The sequence below is a fragment of the Sapientia aquatica genome (genome assembly GCF_004358105.1).
Lineage (GTDB): Bacteria > Pseudomonadota > Gammaproteobacteria > Burkholderiales > Burkholderiaceae_D > Solimicrobium > Solimicrobium aquaticum.
This window is the reverse complement of record NZ_SMYL01000002.1, coordinates 731,971-750,537: the sequence shown is the minus strand read 5'-3', so window position 1 is coordinate 750,537 and position 18,567 is coordinate 731,971. Positions and strand designations below refer to the sequence as shown.

Annotated in this window: 15 protein-coding genes; 9 read left to right on the top strand and 6 right to left on the bottom strand. The window is 48.2% G+C overall.

The window, feature by feature from the left end:
• Nucleotides 1-418 precede the first annotated feature (418 nt).
• Nucleotides 419-946: a hypothetical protein gene (locus E2I14_RS07370; RefSeq protein ID WP_133326928.1), complete on the top strand. Its 528-nt coding sequence runs from the start codon at nt 419-421 to the stop codon at nt 944-946.
• Between the two features lie 289 nt (nt 947-1,235).
• On the opposite strand, the gene E2I14_RS07365 is transcribed toward E2I14_RS07370, so the two are convergent.
• The 3 genes from E2I14_RS07365 to E2I14_RS07355 form a co-directional block, all read right to left on the bottom strand.
• Entirely contained in the window at nt 1,236-1,730 is a 495-nt protein-coding gene (locus E2I14_RS07365; protein WP_133326926.1) for a PEP-CTERM sorting domain-containing protein, read from the bottom strand.
• A 316-nt stretch (nt 1,731-2,046) separates the two neighbouring features.
• Nucleotides 2,047-2,523, bottom strand: a complete 477-nt coding sequence (locus tag E2I14_RS07360; RefSeq protein WP_133326924.1) for an SRPBCC family protein — start codon at nt 2,521-2,523, stop codon at nt 2,047-2,049.
• Nucleotides 2,516-2,851 (bottom strand): ArsR/SmtB family transcription factor, encoded by a 336-nt coding sequence (locus E2I14_RS07355; protein ID WP_206105592.1) that lies wholly within the window; start codon nt 2,849-2,851, stop codon nt 2,516-2,518. Before E2I14_RS07355 ends, E2I14_RS07360 begins: the two co-directional genes overlap by 8 nt.
• Nucleotides 2,852-3,057: 206 nt before the next feature.
• Between E2I14_RS07355 and E2I14_RS19885 the strand changes: the two genes are divergently transcribed.
• The 5 genes from E2I14_RS19885 to E2I14_RS07330 all read left to right on the top strand — a co-directional run bounded on the left by E2I14_RS19885 (nt 3,058) and on the right by E2I14_RS07330 (nt 7,770).
• Nucleotides 3,058-3,558 carry an acyltransferase gene (locus E2I14_RS19885; protein WP_133326920.1) on the top strand — a complete coding sequence of 167 codons (501 nt, stop codon included), beginning with the start codon at nt 3,058-3,060 and terminating at the stop codon, nt 3,556-3,558.
• 259 nt (nt 3,559-3,817) lie between these two features.
• Complete coding sequence (locus tag E2I14_RS07345; protein ID WP_133326918.1) at nt 3,818-5,461, top strand: glycosyltransferase family 2 protein; 1,644 nt, start codon at nt 3,818-3,820, stop codon at nt 5,459-5,461.
• Between the two features lie 7 nt (nt 5,462-5,468).
• Nucleotides 5,469-6,428 carry an NAD-dependent epimerase/dehydratase family protein gene (locus tag E2I14_RS07340; protein ID WP_133326916.1) on the top strand — a complete coding sequence of 320 codons (960 nt, stop codon included), beginning with the start codon at nt 5,469-5,471 and terminating at the stop codon, nt 6,426-6,428.
• Nucleotides 6,429-6,454: 26 nt separating this feature from the next.
• Entirely contained in the window at nt 6,455-7,135 is a 681-nt protein-coding gene (locus E2I14_RS07335) for a glycosyltransferase family 32 protein (RefSeq protein ID WP_133326914.1), read from the top strand.
• A gap of 29 nt (nt 7,136-7,164) precedes the next feature.
• Nucleotides 7,165-7,770: a glycosyltransferase family 2 protein gene (locus E2I14_RS07330; protein ID WP_133326912.1), complete on the top strand. Its 606-nt coding sequence runs from the start codon at nt 7,165-7,167 to the stop codon at nt 7,768-7,770.
• A gap of 2 nt (nt 7,771-7,772) precedes the next feature.
• Here the strand turns inward: E2I14_RS07330 and E2I14_RS07325 are convergent, their stop codons facing one another.
• Nucleotides 7,773-8,648, bottom strand: coding sequence for a glycosyltransferase family 2 protein (locus E2I14_RS07325; protein WP_133326910.1), 876 nt, complete (start codon nt 8,646-8,648; stop codon nt 7,773-7,775).
• A gap of 114 nt (nt 8,649-8,762) precedes the next feature.
• Between E2I14_RS07325 and E2I14_RS07320 the strand changes: the two genes are divergently transcribed.
• The 3 genes from E2I14_RS07320 (at nt 8,763) to E2I14_RS07310 (ending at nt 11,504) form a co-directional block, all read left to right on the top strand.
• A complete protein-coding gene (locus E2I14_RS07320) occupies nt 8,763-9,770 on the top strand; it encodes a glycosyltransferase family 61 protein (RefSeq protein WP_133326908.1) in 1,008 nt (335 codons plus the stop codon).
• 223 nt (nt 9,771-9,993) lie between these two features.
• The gene (locus E2I14_RS07315) at nt 9,994-10,407 is read left to right on the top strand and encodes a sugar 3,4-ketoisomerase (protein WP_133326906.1); all 414 of its coding nucleotides are present in this window, start codon (nt 9,994-9,996) and stop codon (nt 10,405-10,407) included.
• A complete protein-coding gene (locus E2I14_RS07310) occupies nt 10,404-11,504 on the top strand; it encodes a DegT/DnrJ/EryC1/StrS family aminotransferase (protein ID WP_133326904.1) in 1,101 nt (366 codons plus the stop codon). Before E2I14_RS07315 ends, E2I14_RS07310 begins: the two co-directional genes overlap by 4 nt.
• A gap of 56 nt (nt 11,505-11,560) precedes the next feature.
• On the opposite strand, the gene E2I14_RS07305 is transcribed toward E2I14_RS07310, so the two are convergent.
• Together E2I14_RS07305 and E2I14_RS07300 are read right to left on the bottom strand one after the other, a co-directional pair.
• Nucleotides 11,561-13,369 carry an O-linked N-acetylglucosamine transferase, SPINDLY family protein gene (locus E2I14_RS07305; protein WP_227544630.1) on the bottom strand — a complete coding sequence of 603 codons (1,809 nt, stop codon included), beginning with the start codon at nt 13,367-13,369 and terminating at the stop codon, nt 11,561-11,563.
• A gap of 108 nt (nt 13,370-13,477) precedes the next feature.
• Nucleotides 13,478-18,556, bottom strand: coding sequence for a beta strand repeat-containing protein (locus tag E2I14_RS07300; RefSeq protein WP_227544651.1), 5,079 nt, complete (start codon nt 18,554-18,556; stop codon nt 13,478-13,480).
• Nucleotides 18,557-18,567 lie beyond the last annotated feature (11 nt).

Sequence of the window (18,567 nt, the reverse complement as noted above, 5' to 3'; positions counted from 1 at the left end):
ATAACGCGGGTCAATTGCGGACGTTTAGGCGGTCAGCGCTGTCATTGAGGCGATTTTTTGCGAGTGTGGGTGGGAGTTTAATTACACCTAAAACGACAAAATTCATGCATGGAAAGCAATACGTTGCCAATTATTAAGTTTTAATCTACTGTTGCGGTGGGAACGGTTTGTGCGTTCTTATTGGCTGCCTTGAATAGGTGATTGGCAGTATTCGGCACAAACCAGTCAGTGCGACTGTGTTTCAATTTAAGTTGAGTCAGCGAAAAATTTCACAAGAGAATTACCCGTTTAGTTTCGATGAACTGAAATCTCTACTCAATTAAGTGTTATATCTTCGGAATCTTAGACAACCATGAATGAAAGCAGAGATTATTCATGTCCATCGATCATGCAATTACAAAAATAGAGCGAACTCAAAATGAAATCTTTCAAAGTAATTGCAATTTGTTTGGGCGTGTTATTTTTATTGGCCTACGCTTTTATTTTTTTCTTTAATCCTTTTTGGTCGCCTCAGTTACCAAGAGGATTTGAATTTAATATGAGTTATGACGATCAACATGCAACCATTCTCGACTATAGATTCTCCGGCGAAAAGGAAGACTTTTCTGAAGAAAAAACTATAATTGCCGCCCCTTCGCCTGATTTTGCCGATACTGGTCGAGGTACATATGGAAATGGTTTGGGCTACCAGTACATTAGACCAACTAATTTATATGTGAAATGGCAAGACGATTTGACCCATGAAATTTATTCTAAGGATATTGATTTGCGTCAGGTACTACCTAAAAACATCGACGGTACCGATCTTTATTTTAATATTTTTGGTTCTCAAATTTTCGTATATTTGGCGCTCAAAGAACCGAAAGTGAATAGACAAACTAATGTTGGAACCATGTTCCAAGAAAGAGTAAATATCCAGCTCTACCCAATATCGCTTAACAAATAACTGTATTTATAATTTGACTGACTGCTATGTAGAACCTCGACCGACTCCAAAGGGCACAAACCAGACAGCCACAAAAAACTAGCCTAATTTCACCCCCACCAAATCCCTTCCAACCACGCTAGGCCAACCCCAAAATCCGGAGCGCTAATTTTTCGCAGATCAGCATCATACCAACCTCCGCGCTAGTCCCAACTCGCAGTTTGGATATGCGCTGTATTCCCACTACAAACAAAAATGGCCACGAATATATCCGTGGCCATTCTTTTGCTGAACTGACTAATTCAAACCATTAACGCTTGGCGCGGCGTGACAAGCTCAGGCAGGCAAGGCCTAACGCCAGAATCGCGATACTTGCTGGTTCTGGAACATCGTTGGCATCGACACGGAAAGCGTAATTGGTAAATTGGCTTCCATTAGCCCAATCCCTGACATAGCTCGAGGTGTCACCAGGATTCACATATTGACCGTTAGTGCTTATGGCAAAATCGTCCGCAACGATAGTCCCGCATGGAGATACGCCGTTGCAAGCACCACCCCAAGTGCTAACCCAATTTGAGTAATTGATATCAGCAACCGAGCTATCAACTGTTGAGATCACGTAATCCGACGCTACACCGCCGAACAATAACGCGGCAGCTTCTTGACCAGTGTATGCCAGTGGAACTGTACCCCAATCTGGACCATTATCGACTTCCCAGCTACCGACATAGACGGGTGAAGCATACGCGCTGCCGATCATGGAGGCTGCGAGAATTGACGCGCCAACGATAGATTTGAATTTCATTGCTATTTCCTCAGGTTAAGTTGTACTAATCAAACTGCTAAATCATTGCCAAACGCAATTTTTAATGTTTAACAGCAATTAGTATGCCCAGATAAAATATCTCATTAAATACAATGAGTTAATGAAAATTACCCCCAATCCTTTGGAGGCGATTGTAAATTTATCCGACATCAAACAATCTAGCCGATTGAACTAGGCTGGCGACTTCCAAGCTAGCTGAGAACATTGAATTTCCTGCTCGAAGTGCATCGCCCTACTGTTTGAGGTGGGCCAACAAGCATCAAAAAAGGCTGGTTTGAACCCAGCCTTATTGTTGTTAACCGCGCTTTATTAACTCCACCAGCAGCGCGACTAATTTATCGCAGATCTGCATCATTCCCTCATCCTCGCCTTCATCCCAGTGACTGCGTTTGAAGACCATTTTGGTTTGGCCATTTCCAATATCTTCAAACGTAACGACGTCACGCACTTCCACGTCATTGTTGTCTGCCGGCTCGAGTTTGCCATGTTCATTGGCGTAGAAAAGAACCGAGGCGATTTTTTCTGGCGCGATAATTTCGGTGTACTCACCGCCGCTCCAACCTTCCCAGCCGTCGGGTGAGCGCATGCAATACAGGTATTGACCGCCTACGCGGAAATCGATTTTGCAGGCGGGCGAAGTAAAGCCTTTGGGGCCCCACCATTGCATCACGAGCTTGGGGTCGGTCCACGCTTTCCACACTAATTCGCGCGGGGCGTCGAAGATGCGGGTTATTTCTAGGTTCTCCAGCAGGTTGGTTGTGCGTTCAGTCATCACGTGCCTCCGTTTTTTTCAGTTGAGTTAGTACTGCATCTAATTTATCGAAGCTTTCATCCCAGAACCGGCGGTATTCATGCGTCCAGTCGCTCACTAATTTGATTGCTTCTGGCTGCAATTGACAAACACTTTCGCGGCCACGCTTGGTTTTGACGACGATGTCAGCGCGGATTAGGTAGGCGATATGTTTTGAGATCATCTGTTGCGAGATGTCAAAAGGCGCGGCTAATTCGTTCACGGTCGCAGGACCTTGAGAAAGCCGCTCAATAATTGCCCGACGGGTTGGGTCAGACAACGCCAAAAAGATAGTTCCTAGATTATCCACAACCATATTGTTGTGGAATTTTAGGCCCGTGTCAATGTGCAGAAAAAAATAAAAGTTAAGCCGCCCTTCTTTAATTACATTGCGAAAGTGCTATGCAGCGCCTATTCTTTTTGAAACAAAGCTCAATGCTGGCAACTTGTTAAGCGCATTGTCAGAGCCAATTTGAACCCTGTAAGGTGACTCCTTAGACCGACCACGAGAATTTGATGACCAACAATACGCCCAACCAAGCGCCACTGATTGACTACTTTATTCATCATTTATCGGATGTCCAAAGCACGGCAATTGGCAGCGGTAGTACGGTTTGGCAGTTTTGCGTGGTTCTCAAAGGGGCCAAGATCGGCGCCAACGTCAATATTTGTTCGCACTGTTTTATTGAAAACGAGGTCGTGATCGGGGATAACGTTACGGTCAAAAATGGGGTTTCCTTGTTTGATGGAATTACCTTGGAAGACAACGTCTTAGTCGGCCCGAATGTCACTTTTACCAACGATAAACGTCCACGTTCCAAAGTCTATCCTAGCCAATTTCCTAAGACGCTGATTAAAACGGGCGCGTCGATAGGCGGTGGCGCGGTGATTCTTCCCGGTGTGACCATAGGCGAACACGCCATGATCGGTGCTGGCGCGATTGTGACTAAAGATGTGCCGGACAATGCGGTGGTGTACGGCGATGCGGCGCGGGTAAAAGCCACATTCAACGAATAACGGCTTAGTTTTTCTGGCGCGAACATTTCATTAATCGGTTTAAAAATCGTCCGCTTCGATCACCACCAAAAAAAATAGCATTTGCACATCAATCCCTAAACAGTTGCAACATTAAAAAGGATTTAAGGTGTTTTTCCGCGTTTGCTACGCGCTTTGTATTTATCAAAGGTCTTTAGACTCAGTAGGGAATAATTTTGTAATTCGACTAAGCAGCCGCAACTTTCGCCACCAACTCTCTTAACTAGGACAGCACATCAAGATGAACACCACGACCGTGTTTAATATTTGTTATGTCTTGCCTATTTTTGAAGACGTGGCTCGGTCGATTCATGCCAGTTTACTGGAGTTGGGTTTTCAGTCGCATTTGAGCCAAAGCACGATAATTGTGGAGGCGACCAATATTTTGTTTGGCGCGCACCTAATCCAAGATCAACGCAATATTCCACCCAACAGCATCATTTTTAATTTAGAGCAGTTGGATTCCAACTCGCGCTATTGCGACGAAAAATACTTCAACTGCTTAAAAACACATACGGTCTGGGATTACAGTCAAAAAAATATCGACTACCTCAAGTCCAATCGCATCAATCCCGATGCGGTATTGATTCACATCGGCTACTCACCCGCCCTCACCCGCATTGCCAAACCAGAAATCCAAGATATTGATGTGCTGTTTTATGGCGCACTGAATGAACGTCGCCAAAAGGTGTTGGATGGCTTAAAAGCTGCGGGGCTAAATGTGGTTAATCTGCTTGGCGTATTTGGGCCAGAGTTGGATCACTATATTGGGCGCAGCAAAACCATTCTTAATTTGCATTTTCATGAAACCAAGATTTTTGAAATTGTGCGGGTTAGCTATCTGCTCAACAATCACAAAGTTGTGATTTCTGAAGTCGATTACGAGACCGATATTGATCCGTTTATTCGCAGTGTGATTATCGGCGTGGAATACGACAAGCTGATCGAAACCACGGTGCGCTATGTGAAGGACGAGAAGTTGCGCAAGGTGGCGGAAGAAAGCAGCCGCAATGCCTTCTCACAACGCACTCAAACTGAGCTATTAAAAGCCGTGTTTGAGTCGCTCGACAAAAAAATCCAAGCGCCGTTATTTAGCGTGGTCATCGCAACCCACAATCGCCCCGTCTTATTGCGCCGCGCACTGCAATCGATACACGACCAAAGCTATCCACATATTCAAACCATCGTTATTTCAGACGAACACAATAGCGCCACCTACGAAGCTGCCACGCAACAGTTAAGGGCGGGCGGCGTATTTATTGAACGTAGCGGCGTTGCTGGCCCGTCTGAAAGCCGCAATATCGGCATGGCGCAAATCAGGGGCGATTACTTTTTATTTCTTGATGATGATGATAGTTTTTCGCCCGATTTTTTTCAAAAGTTGACCGAGCAATTACAGAACTTGGCGCGTAATTTTTCTCCCGCCAACGTGTACTACACCAATTTTGAAACCGTTAATGAAGCGGTGGTCGGCAACCAAATCACGCTCTTGCAAACTGATGCGCGAGATATCGCAGAGCAGGACGCGGACCGGGTCTATGTTAAAAATTTCATCCCCAATAACTGCCTGATTTATCCCAAACGCTTGGCGCAAGAAATCCGCTTTGATAGCACGATTGCCTATGAAGATTGGGACTTTATTCTAAGCGCCTGCAAAAAAATCCCGTTGCGGCATTTAGCCATCAACGGCCCGCGAATACACAAAAATAATTCCGCCGACGTCGCGCCGCGCGGCAAATCGAACGATCCGTCGTTATTGGAATGTTATTTGGCCATCTATACCAAACATCCTTCGCCCAATGAACATCTCACGACCTTGCGAAAAGAGTTGTTCTCGTCCATCGGATTGAATTTGGATGATTTACTCGTAAAAGCGGCGGATTAAAGCCATCATGCCAACGACACACTCATCCAAACAAACAATCTTAATCGTCGGTGGTGGCGGGTTTATTGGTCATGCATTGATCGAAAAATTAATCAGCCAACCAGAACTACACATCATCGCCGTTGGCCGTTCCAGCTCACCCAAATTTGTATTGCCCACATCGGTGGAATACTGCGCCGGTGATATTAGTGATACGAACTTCATCGGCCCGCTGCTGGACCGCGCCCAAATAGTGGTTGATCTGGCCTACGGCACAACACCAAAAACCAGCTTTGATGATCCGGTGATGGATGTCATTGCCAACCTACCCGCTTCCGTGTCCTTACAGCGCATGGCCAGCGAGCGCAATATTAGTCGGTATGTATTGGTATCGTCGGGTGGAACGGTGTACGGTCAGCCAAAGTATCTTCCGATCGATGAACTGCATCCAAATAACCCGATTTCACCGTATGGCATTTCCAAATTGGTGACTGAAAAATACGCCGGCTTTTTCTTTCAAATGAAAGGCTTACCAGTCGTGATTGCTCGCCCTAGCAATGCATATGGCTTAGGACAATACGGCTCCAGCCCACAAGGTTTTATTGGTGTGGCGATGTATGCGATTTTAAATAATCTCAACATCGATATTTTTGGCGAGCGCGGTACGGTGCGGGATTACGTCTATATCAATGATTTGGCCGATGCGTTGGCGATCTTGATTGAGCAAGGCGTGCCGGGTGAAACCTATAACATTGGCAGTGGAGTAGGCTCGGATAATGCCGACGTTTTAGACGTATTACAGGGCGCAATCGGCACCGACTATCAGATCAACGCAAGCAAACATCCGCTGCGACCGTTTGACGTTTCGAGCAATATTTTGGATTGCAACAAGCTATACCAACTAACTGGCTGGCGACCAAAGATCAGCTTAAGCGACGGAATAAACGACACATGGCAGCATGTTTTAGCGTTGACTAATAAAGACTAATCAAGCGAACAAAAGGGATTTACAGCATGCGTAGAATTATTTTTTCTGGTTGGATGGGCCCCAATGAAATGACAGAATCGCGCTCACAAGCTTTGCTGTCCTTGGTGCGTAATACCGGCTGTCCGCAAATGCATTTAACCACCAATACCTTGGCTAACTGGATAGATCCTGCCTACCCGTTTCATCCACTATTTAATCTATTGAGTGCCGTGCATAAATGCGACTATTTACGCTGCTATATGCTGCATGTGCATGGCGGTGGATATGCCGACGTTAAACATACGCAAAAAAGCTGGCATCCGTTCTTCGATCAATTAGAACGCTCTGCAGCCTACGGAGTTGGTTATACCGAAGTCGGTGAACACGGCGTGGCAACGGTGGGCGGCGAACTTGAAATTGAAATGAAACAGAACTACACCAAATTAATCGGCTTATGCGCCATGATTTTTCGCCCCAAAACCGAGTTCACCGAACTATGGTTTCGCAAGTTGACCGAGCTCATCGATAGCAAGGCCGAGCAATTACTGCAACATCCCGCGCGCCACCCACAAGATCGCTTCGGCGCACCTTTTACCGATGGCAGTGTTTCTGAATATCCGTTTGCGTGGACTGCCGTGGGCGGTGATTTATTTCATCCTTTGGTTTATCAATACGCCGACCAAATCGCGCATGCTGATATGGCACCGTCGTTTGAAAACTACCGTTGACCGCAACCGCTGAATGGATTGAACCTACCATGCCTGAAATCACCATCGTCTGTGTGGCCTACAAACGTTATCATTTGATTCCGATATTGATACATTGCTTCTTAGCGCAAACCTTGCAAAACTTTAAATTACTGGTTTTGCACGATGGCTACGATGAACAAATGCACACGCTGCTGGATGAGTTCAAAGTTAAGCATCCCGACAAGTTTGATTATTATTTTTCTGAGCAACGCTTCAACGATTACGGCCACACGTTGCGCGACATCGGTATCAAAATGGCGGAATCGGAATACATCTTAATCACCAACGACGACAATTATTATTGTCCTGATTTTTTAGAAATCATGTTCAAAGCCATCAAGCAAACCAATGCATCGATTGCGATGTGCGACATGGTGCATGGCCACACTAATCCGGGCAATCGGCCTCAATTAGCACATACTTTTTTTGAGACTTTCCCACAAATTAATTCGGTTGATATCGGCTGCTTTATTACCAAAACGAGCTATGCCAAACAGGTCGGATTTAGGGATAAAGGTTACGCGGGAGACGCGACGTATTTTGAAGATATTTTACGTGTGGCGAGTGACGGGGTGTATGTCAAAGTGCCGCAGATTTTGTTTTACCACAATTAAGTTTAGGAATTATCGGCAATCTTTTGTAGATATTTGGCTTGGTATTGATCCACCACGGGATAAGTACTGCGCCATCTGTTCAAAAAGTTAGTTACCACGGCGTTCGCATTACTCAGCTCAGCCAAACTGATGGCGTTGGTATCGAATGCATGGAGTAATAAATCGACCCATTCGGTGACGCAATGGACAAAGTTTTTATTAGCGGCTGGGTTGGAATTGGATTGCAGTTGCGTGTCGTGCCTAAAGTAAGTTAGCTCTTCGTCGTAGTAATAAATGCTGTTATCGCGCGTTAAGTTAAAGAAGGCAGCAATGTCGGCCAGGCCTAGCGCATAGTCTTTACCGGCTAGATTAAATAATTCATTGGGAGTGAATTGTTGAATTCGGTTGCGGCGATATAACACGGACGAAAACTCGCCGATCATATTAATAAAGCTCAATACGATTTGACGTTGCATATCGCGCCCAGAAATTAAAGCGCTACCGTTATTCGGTTTGCGGATGCTGGTTTTGTTATTGTTGTTGTCGATGATGGCGGAGGCCGAAAAGACTAGTTGAATCGCGGGATTGGATTGCATCGCACGGACCATTTTTTCGATGCAAAAAGGGTGCAATAGATCGTCATCAAATAGCGGCTTAATGAATTCGCCGCGGCCCGCGTATAGCGACTTGATGACGTTACCCGCGCCTTTTTCGGGATTGCGACTGTACTCAACATGGTTGAACTTGGCGCAGATATCTTTAATTGCTTCGGTTGGACAATTATCGCTGACCACAATCTCGATATTTGGATAAGTCTGGCCTATAGCTGAACGCAGAGTTTGTTCAAAAAACTCTGACTTGTAACTAGGAATAACGATAGAAACGAGTGGCAAAGTCATCGTGCGCTTTCTATGAGCAAGTATTGATTTCCAGAATACAAGTTAAACCTTGCTTTGTCGACCTCAATTAAATGACTTTTTATCTCTATGCAAAATGGAAGGCCAACGTAAAAAATGAAGCTAATTCCTCTCAGCGGCAATGAAGCCTATGCAATTAATCAAACAAATTTGGTGGTGGGTTCGTCATTGATCTACGACGAACACTTTAGCGCGGCCTTTCACTTAAATCCGTTTGACCCAACGACCGAATACCTGTCCGAAGAAGTCGCTAAGCGCATTAGTCGCGTACCTGAGCGCAGTGCTGCCGATTTTGAATTCAACTTCACCACCCAGCCGAATTCCACGCTCCAAATTAGCGGTACGAGCGTGCCGTTTAATCTCATCCATCCGTATAACTATTTTCATTTTTTGATTGAGGCGTTGCCGTCGCTATTGGCCTTGATTCGCGCGCAATTTATCGCGCCCGATCACATAATTATTTCCGGTATTTTGCATGCCAATATGCTGCACGCTTTTAAAATTGCGACCGATAATCGTTTTCAACTCGCTGAACTCAATCTGTTGACGGCAGTTAAATCAAGCAAAACGATTGTGGCTAAGGATTCGTTTGTGGGCAATGAACCGATTAGCGGCAAAATGCTCGAGAATTTTCACTATAACGACGCGAATTTACTGGCTCTGCGCGAGCTGTTCGAGCAACGCATTCCCATGCGAGCACCAGCGCAACTGAAAGTATTCATCGTGCGCCGCTCAGGGCAGCGAAACATCCTCAACAATGATGCGCTGATTGCAGCAGCCCAAGGACAGGGTTTTATTGTGATCGAACCAGAAAAGCTCACCTTCGCTCAGCAAGTGGATTTATTCCGCTCTGCCTCAATCATCGTGGGCCCGACTGGCGCGTGGCTGGCTAATTTGTTGTTTGTGCGCGCAGGCGTCAAGGTTAAGGTTTTATATCCCCACACGTGCAAAGCGTCGGTCTCGTTTTGGTGGAAACTGGGCAGCATTTTCGATGTAGCAGTCACCGAGCATTATTTCGAGGCCCTTAAAGTCAATCCATACCAACCTATCCATTCTGACTTTACTGTAGATCTGCCGACCTTTACCCGCCTACTCAACGAATAACATTGCCTGATTTGCGCTAATTCAGGTGCTTTTACCGCGCTGTTTAGCGAATTAGCTCGTTGGCAATTGCGCTACCCTTGGTAAATAGCGGTACGAGAGTGTGCTGTGATTGCAGTCAGGTCGCCGTTATTCGATTTTCAACACAAATCGTCCTTTTCGTCGCCCTGTCCAGCACCTATCCTAGAGAGTGACATCGTGGATTTATTCGCCAAAGGAATGTGATATGCCCGTAGATGATTGCAAAATAATTCAACTACCTAAGATTTCCGATCCAAGAGGTAATTTATCGTTTATCGAAAGCGGTCAGCACATTCCGTTTGAAATCCAACGCGTCTATTACCTCTATGACGTGCCAGGCGGCTCGGATCGCGGCTCGCACGCGCACAAGACGCTGCATCAATTTATTATCGCCATGTCGGGCAGTTTTGACGTCGTGCTCAATGATGGGCACGAAACCCGCCGCTTCCACCTCAATCGTTCGTATAACGGTTTGTATGTTTGCCCGATGATGTGGCGTGATTTGGATAACTTCTCGTCCGGCTCGGTTTGCATGGTATTAGCGTCCAGCCACTATAATGAGCAAGATTACATCCGCGACTACCCTGAATTTCTAGCCCAAGTAACTAGCAAAAAATGACGATTCCTTTCCTCGATCTCAAAGCGCCACTGCAAGAATTAAAACATGAGCTGCACAACGCATTTGAGCGCGTGCTGGAATCGGGTTGGTTTATTCATGGCACAGAAGTTACCCAATTTGAACAAGAGTTTGCGCGCTATTGCCACGCCAATCATTGCGTAGGCGTAGGCAATGGCTTGGATGCTTTGCACTTAATTTTGCGCGCCTATGAGTTCGGTGCAGGCGATGAAATCATCGTGCCGTCCAACACCTTTATCGCTACGTGGTTGGCCGTTAGCTTTGTGGGCGCTACGCCGATTCCCGTCGAACCAGATGCGCGTACCTATAACATCAATCCCGAATTAATCGAAGCAGCGATTACACCGCGCACCAAAGCGATTATCGCGGTGCATTTATACGGCCAACCAGCGGACATGGACCCGATCATCGCTCTGGCAAAAAAATACCATCTCAAAGTCATCGAAGATGCCGCACAAGCACATGGCGCGCATTACAAAGGCCAACGAGTTGGCAGCTTGGGCGACGCGGCCGGGTTTAGTTTTTATCCTGGTAAAAACTTAGGTGCCTTGGGTGATGCAGGTGCGGTGACAACGAACGACGCGGAGTTGGCGAAGAAGGTGCACGCTTTATCCAACTACGGTTCACAGATTAAATATCAGCACGAGACCAAGGGATTTAATACTCGCTTAGATGAATTACAAGCGGCCTTTTTACGTGAAAAGCTGCGCAAACTCGATGAGTGGAATGAGCGTCGCAAAGCGGTGGCGAGTCGCTATTTGGCGGCCTTGTCCGAAACCAACTTGGTGCTGCCGTTGGTGCCGGATTGGGCGGATCCGGTTTGGCACTTGTTTGTGGTACGCAGCTTAGAGCGCGATCAATTGATCGCTAAATTGGCTGACGCTGGAATAGGCACTAACATTCACTACCCTACTCCACCGCATCGGCAAGGCGCTTACGCGGAACTCAATTATGCGCTCGGCTCATTCCCTATTTCTGAGCGCATTCATCGTGAAGTCCTTAGCCTGCCAATTGGGCCGCATCTCAATGCGCTGCAGGTGGGCACGGTGATTGATGCCGTTCAAAAAGCGTCGCGCTAATTTTACTCAAATACTTTGCAAACGATTGTATGGCGAGCACCTAAAAGTACTTGCAACTAATTAAGCTGCTGCACCAACTCCACTAGCTTTTGTTCAAGCGTGCGCACAAATCGCGGCGTATCGAATAACACACCGTTCTCTTTAACTTCTTTGAGATGCGCTCGGTAACGGGCACAACTTGTGCCGTCTGTCGCAATGGCGATTGCCTTGGCTTCGTAGTCGCTGCTGGAATAGACGATCAACTCTTCCAACTTTGCCGCCGTGAGCAAGGCGCCAGCCATACGAGAAGAAAAGCTTTGTCCCGCGCGGGTCAACACCGGCAATCCCATGAATAAAGCATCATTAGCGGTGGTGCCAGCATTAAACGGAAAGGTATCCAAAAACAAATCCGCCGCACCATAACGCGCTAAGTATTCGTGCGGCGCAACCCGTCCTGCAAAGATCAAACGGTCTGCAGCAACCCCACGCGCCCGTGCTTCGCGGCGCAGATTTTTCTCCGCCCAGACGTTATCCGCCAGCAGCCAAAGCACGCTACCCGGCACTTGCTGCAAAATCCGCATCCACGAATCAAAAACTTCCGGCGTATATTTGGAGCAGCTATTCAAGGAGCAAAACACAAAGCCTTGTTCCGGCAGACCGCAGCTTGCTCTATTCGGCACAGGACCAACTGGTCGCCATTGATCGCTGACTTGGTACACGTCAGACATGTACAGCATTTTTTCAGAATAAAACTGGGTTAAATGCTCGGGAATTAAAAAACGGTCCGCGATCACATAATCGATGAAGGGAAATCCGGTAGTGGCAGGTAAACCTAAATACGTAATCTGGATCGGTGCAGGTCGATGGGCCAAGATATTAGCGCGCGCGCCCGCCGTTTGCCCCTGCAAGTCGATCAAAATATCAATCTCATCGCGCCGAATTAATTGAGCCGCGGCATCGTCGCCCAGTAGGTTAATACGCTCAAAATGATCCATAGATTTGATCACACGGGCGCGCATATCCGAACCATCTTCGGGGCTCCAGCAATAACCGTAAATTTCAAATTGGTCGCGGTTGTGCAACTCAAACATTTGTACCGTCAACATCGATACCGGATGCAAGCTAAAGTCGGACGACAAATACCCGATACGGATTTTTTTGTGTTGATAGCCCTTGGGATTAGCTAGCGCGGGCAAGTCAGTCGCGACCTTTTTCTTCACAAAATTGCGCGCTGCTTGTAGCTGTTCTTGCGGATCATCGGTAATGCTAATCATCGCCAACGCCGAGGTCGCGTCGCGCAAATAGGCAGCATCAATTCCGGCAATATCGGTATAGATCGGCCACACACATTGTTTTTGGCGCAGCGATACCCAATGATGAATCGCATCGGGTTGATTGGGTTCGATGTCCAGGCTTTTGGTCAGCGTGGCTAAGGCATCGTAGAATTGTTTATTGCTTTCAAATAGGCGACCAAGATGATTAATCGCCGTCAAAATCATCGGCTTATTTTTTTCATCCATCGCAATATTATGCTCAACCGCTTTCCATTCCAGAATCGCTAAATCATGGCGTTTCATGCGCTCATACGCCAAGCCCAGATTAACTCGTGGATAAATAAAATCAGGCGACAATTTAATCGATTCTTTGTACGCCTCTTCGGCACCGCTTAGATCACCTTCGTTACTAAGAGCCGCTCCGAGATTGAAATTGACCGCATGAGCGTAATCGGATTTGGTGTGTTTGAGCCAAGTTCGGTAGAGCACGATGCTCAAGCCGCGTTGCTGCGCCGCGTCTAGTTCTGCCGCTAAGGTAAACAGCTCCATGACGGCCATCGTGCCTTGCAGTGCTTGGCGTATACCTTCTGCAAACTTTGCTTCTATCGTCACAATCCGAGTTCTCCATTAGGCAATTATCGAGCAATAAAAAAGTCGGCAGCCAGCAAAGCGCACATCACGCCTTGCCCACTGCCGACTTCTAATTTTCTAGCTTTTTTACTACGATTTTCCTGTGGTCAGGGTTCCCGCTAAGTGATGATCTTTTAGCGGATCGTTAATATTGAGCTTCGTCGGTACGCCCATGCCAATCGATCCTGTGACTGCCAGTTGACCTTGTGAGTCGTACTGATTCAGAACATTTACCATACTAGAAACATTAGTTGTCACATGAACAGTAGGAGATAGAGTACTGCTTGTCAAATCCGTTTTTAACTTCGGAGTTGAGTCAGCCACCGTTGGCTCAGCATTAAAGCTGGCCATCGTTCGTACCATCGCCCCGACCTTGTTTTGCAAGGTGTTGCTTGGCGCTGCCATTGTTACTGGTTTAGTTGTCGAGTTATGCGCCGCCGCAAAGGCCACATCGGCAATTTGTCCCGTTCCACCGCCAACCGTTGTGAAGGTTGAGGTTTGTCCGATAAAGTTACCGTGATCGGTTACCGGTCCGCCAGTCGCATTGGTATTAATCGAGGTAATACCCAATTGATCCAGAGTATATAACTGACCTGGTCCGCTTCCCGTATCGACCAAGACCCGCAAGTTAGACCAGCCCGAACTACTGCTATTGACTACCCCGTTTTGGGTTCCTGTCAAGGCATTCAGCTCAGCATAGCTGCCTACGAATTGGCTACCGTTAGTCACCGCCCCGCCGCTTGGATCCCAGACCAAGATACCTTCGCCTTTGGTAATCCAACCGGTGCTGACTTGCGTGCCGGTGTTGTACAGGTCGAACTTAGTACCGTCGGCCACACTCACGGTCGTCACTTTGGTGTCGGTCAAATTCAAGACTAACGGATCGAAGCCCAGCACGTGGAACTGCTCAGTCGTCAACGAATGCACTTGTACCGAGCTCAAAGCCGCGATCTGCAAGGTTGATAACGCCACGATCTGATCGGTGGTCAGACCAGTTGGTATCTGGTTAGTAGTCAACGCCGATATTTCAGCCGTGGTCAACGCCGCCACACCAGTCGTACCCAGAGACAGAGTTTGATCGGTAGTTAATGCGGCTATCGAGTTGGTCGTCAACGCTTGAATTTGGCTGGTACTTAAGGACGCAACTTCGTTAGTCGTCAACCCGTTTTGAACCTGATTAGTGGTTAAGGCATTGACCTGTTTGGTGGTCAACGCGTCAACACCAGTCGAACCCAAGGCCGTGACTTGCGCCGTGCTCAAGGCCACCAATTGAGAGGTGCTCAATGTACGGATTTCAGTACTGGTCAACGCTGCCACTTGATCGGTCGTCAATCCATTGACGATTTGATTGGTGGTCAACGCTGCTATCTGAGCCGTGGTGAGTCCTTGAATTTGACTGGTCGTCAAAGCGGCCACTTGGGCAGTGCTCAGACCGTTCATAACCTGGCTGGTCGTCAAGGCATCAATTTGCGTGGTACTCAAGCTCGCTATTTCAGCGGTGGTTAACCCGTTTTGAACTTGAGCAGTACTCAACACCGCAATCTGTTTTGTCGTCAGCGCATCCGCTCCAGCAGTTCCCAACGCGGTAATTTGCGTGGTGCTTAATACCACCACTTGCGCTGTGGTAAAGGCTTGCACCTCGCTGCTGGTCAACGTTGCGATTTGCGCTGTGTTCAGACCATTAAGAACTTGGTTGGTCGTCAGTGCCGCGATTTGACCGGTAGCTAACGAATTGACCTGTTGCGTGGTCAAGCCACTAGCAATTTGCTTGGTGGTCAGAGCCACGATTTGTGAAGTGGTCAAGGCATCGGCACCAGCAGTTCCTAGAGCAACGACTTGCGCCGTGCTCAACGCTTGCACGTCAGCCGTTGTAATCGCTTGGATTTGCGATGAGCTCAGGCTAGCTACTTCATCGGTGGTTAAACCGTTTTGAACCTGATTCGTCGTCAAGACTGCGATCTGCTTGGTTGTCAAGGCATCGACACCCGCCGTACCCAGAGCTGTGACCTGTGCAGTGTTCAATACGACTACTTGAGCTGTCGTGAACGCTTGGACCTCGCTGCTGGTCAGCGCTGCCAAATCGGCGGTGTTAAGGCCATTGAGGACCTGACCAGTCGTCAACGCAGCAATTTGCGCTGTGGAGAGCGAATTAACCTGCGCTGTCGTCAAACCATTGTTGATCTGGTTAGTCGTCAAGGCCACGATTTGTGATGTGGTCAAGGCATCGGCACCAGCAGTGCCTAGGGCCGCGACTTGAGCCGTATTCAACGCTTGTACATCAGCGGTCGTAATCGCTTGGATTTGCGCTGAATTCAGGCTAGCCACTTCTTCGGTGGTTAAACCGTTTTGAACCTGATTGGTCGTTAAGACAGCAATCTGCTTAGTCGTCAAGGCATCCACACCAGCAGAACCCAAGGCGGTGATTTGTGCTGTACTCAACACCGCTACTTGCGCGGTGGTCAAGGCTTTGACTTCGCTGCTGTTCAATGCCGCCACTTGAGCTGTATTGAGACCGTTGAGGACTTGGTTAGTCGTCAAGGACGCAATTTGCGCGGTGGACAGCGAATTAACCTGAGCAGTCGTTAAACCGTTATTGATCTGGTTCGTTGTCAAGGCCACGATTTGTGACGTGGTCAAGGCATCCGCACCAGCAGTGCCTAAGGCAGCTACTTGCGCCGTATTCAATGCTTGGACATCGAGCGTGGTGATCGCTTGAACTTGGGATGAACTCAAGCTGGCGACTTCGGCAGTGGTTAAGCCGTTTTGAACCTGATTCGTCGTTAAGACCGCGATTTGCGACGTCGTCAATGCATCCACACCCGCCGTACCCAAGGCAGTGATTTGCGCTGTGCTCAACACGCTCACTTGAGCACTGGTTAAGGCGCGTACTTCGCTGCTGGTTAAGTTAGCTATGTCAGCGGTGTTGAGGCCATTGAGGACTTGGTTAGTCGTCAAGGCCGCAATTTGCGCTGTCGAGAGCGAATTAACCTGAGCTGTCGTTAAACCATTGTTGATCTGGTTCGTTGTCAAGGCCACGATTTGCGATGTGGTCAAGGCATCAGCACCGGCAGTGCCTAAGGCAGCAACTTGAGCCGTATTCAACGCTTGCACATCGGCAGTCGTAATCGCTTGGATTTGCGACGAATTCAGGCTAGCCACTTCATCGGTGGTTAAACCGTTTTGAACCTGATTGGTCGTTAAGACGGCAATCTGTTTGGTCGTCAACGCATCCACACCTGCAGTACCCAGTGCAGTAACTTGCGCTGTGCTCAATACAGCCACTTGCGCGGTGGTCAAGGCTTTGACTTCGCTGCTGGTCAATGCTGCCATATCGGCGGTGTTGAGGCCGTTGAGCACTTGGTTAGTCGTCAAGGCCGCAATTTGCGCTGTCGAGAGCGAATTAACCTGAGCTGTCGTCAAACCATTGTTGATCTGGTTGGTTGTCAACGCCACGATTTGCGATGTGGTCAAGGCATCGGCACCGGCAGTACCTAAGGCAGCGACCTGAGCGGTATTCAACGCCTGCACATCAACTGTCGTAATCGCTTGAACTTGGGCTGAACTCAAGCTCGCGACTTCAGCGGTGGTTAAACCGTTTTGAACTTGGTTAGTCGTTAGAACAGCAATCTGTTTCGTGGACAATGCATCCGCGCCAGCAGTGCCTAAGGCAGCGATTTGGGCGGTATTCAAGGCCTGTACATCGACGGTCGTAATCGCTTGGATTTGCGACGAATTCAGGCTGGCAACTTCATCGGTGGTTAAACCGTTTTGGACCTGATTTGTCGTTAAGACTGCGATTTGCGACGTCGTCAACGCATCCACGCCAGCAGTGCCTAAAGCAGTAACCTGCGCTGTGCTCAATACAGCCACTTGTGCGGTGGTTAAGGCTTTAACTTCGCTGCTGGTCAACGCTGCCATATCGGCGGTGTTGAGGCCGTTGAGCACTTGGTTAGTCGTCAAGGCCGCAATTTGCGCAGTGGACAAGGAATTGACCTGCGCGGTCGTCAAACCATTGTTGATCTGGTTCGTTGTCAACGCCACGATTTGCGATGTGGTCAAGGCATCGGCACCGGCAGTACCTAAGGCAGCAACTTGAGCCGTATTCAACGCTTGTACATCAGCAGTCGTAATCGCTCTCACCTGCGCGCTATTGAGGCTAGCGACTTCATCGGTGGTTAAACCGTTTTGGACTTGGTTAGTCGTTAAGACCGCAATTTGTGAAGTCGTCAACGCATCCACACCCGCTGTACCTAAAGCAGTAACTTGCGCTGTGCTCAATACAGCCACTTGTGCAGTGGTCAATGCTTTAACTTCGCTGCTGGTCAACGCTGCCATATCGGCGGTGTTGAGGCCGTTGAGCATTTGGTTAGTCGTCAAGGCCGCAATTTGCGCTGTCGAGAGCGAATTAACCTGAGCTGTCGTCAAACCATTGTTGATCTGGTTGGTTGTCAACGCCACGATTTGCGATGTGGTCAAGGCATCGGCACCGGCAGTGCCTAAGGCCGCGACCTGAGCGGTGTTCAACGCTTGTACATCAGCAGTCGTAATCGCTCTCACCTGCGCGCTGTTGAGGCTAGCGACCTCATCGGTGGTTAAACCGTTTTGGACTTGGTTAGTCGTTAAGACCGCAATTTGTGAAGTCGTCAACGCATCCACACCCGCCGTACCCAAGGCAGTGATTTGCGCTGTACTCAACACGCTCACTTGAGCACTAGTTAAGGCGCGTACTTCGCTGCTAGTCAAATTAGCGATGTCAGCGGTATTGAGGCCGTTGAGGACTTGGTTAGTCGTCAAGGCCGCAATTTGCGCTGTCGAGAGCGAATTAACCTGAGCTGTCGTTAAACCATTGTTGATCTGGTTCGTTGTCAAGGCCACGATTTGCGATGTGGTCAAGGCATCAGCACCGGCAGTGCCTAAGGCAGCAACTTGAGCCGTATTCAACGCTTGCACATCGGCAGTCGTAATCGCTTGGATTTGCGACGAATTCAGGCTAGCCACTTCATCGGTGGTTAAACCGTTTTGAACCTGATTGGTCGTTAAGACGGCAATCTGTTTGGTCGTCAACGCATCCACGCCTGCAGTGCCCAGCGCTGTGATTTGTGCTGTACTCAACACAGCCACTTGCGCGGTGGTCAAGGCTTTGACTTCGCTGCTGTTCAATGCGGCCACTTGAGCGGTAT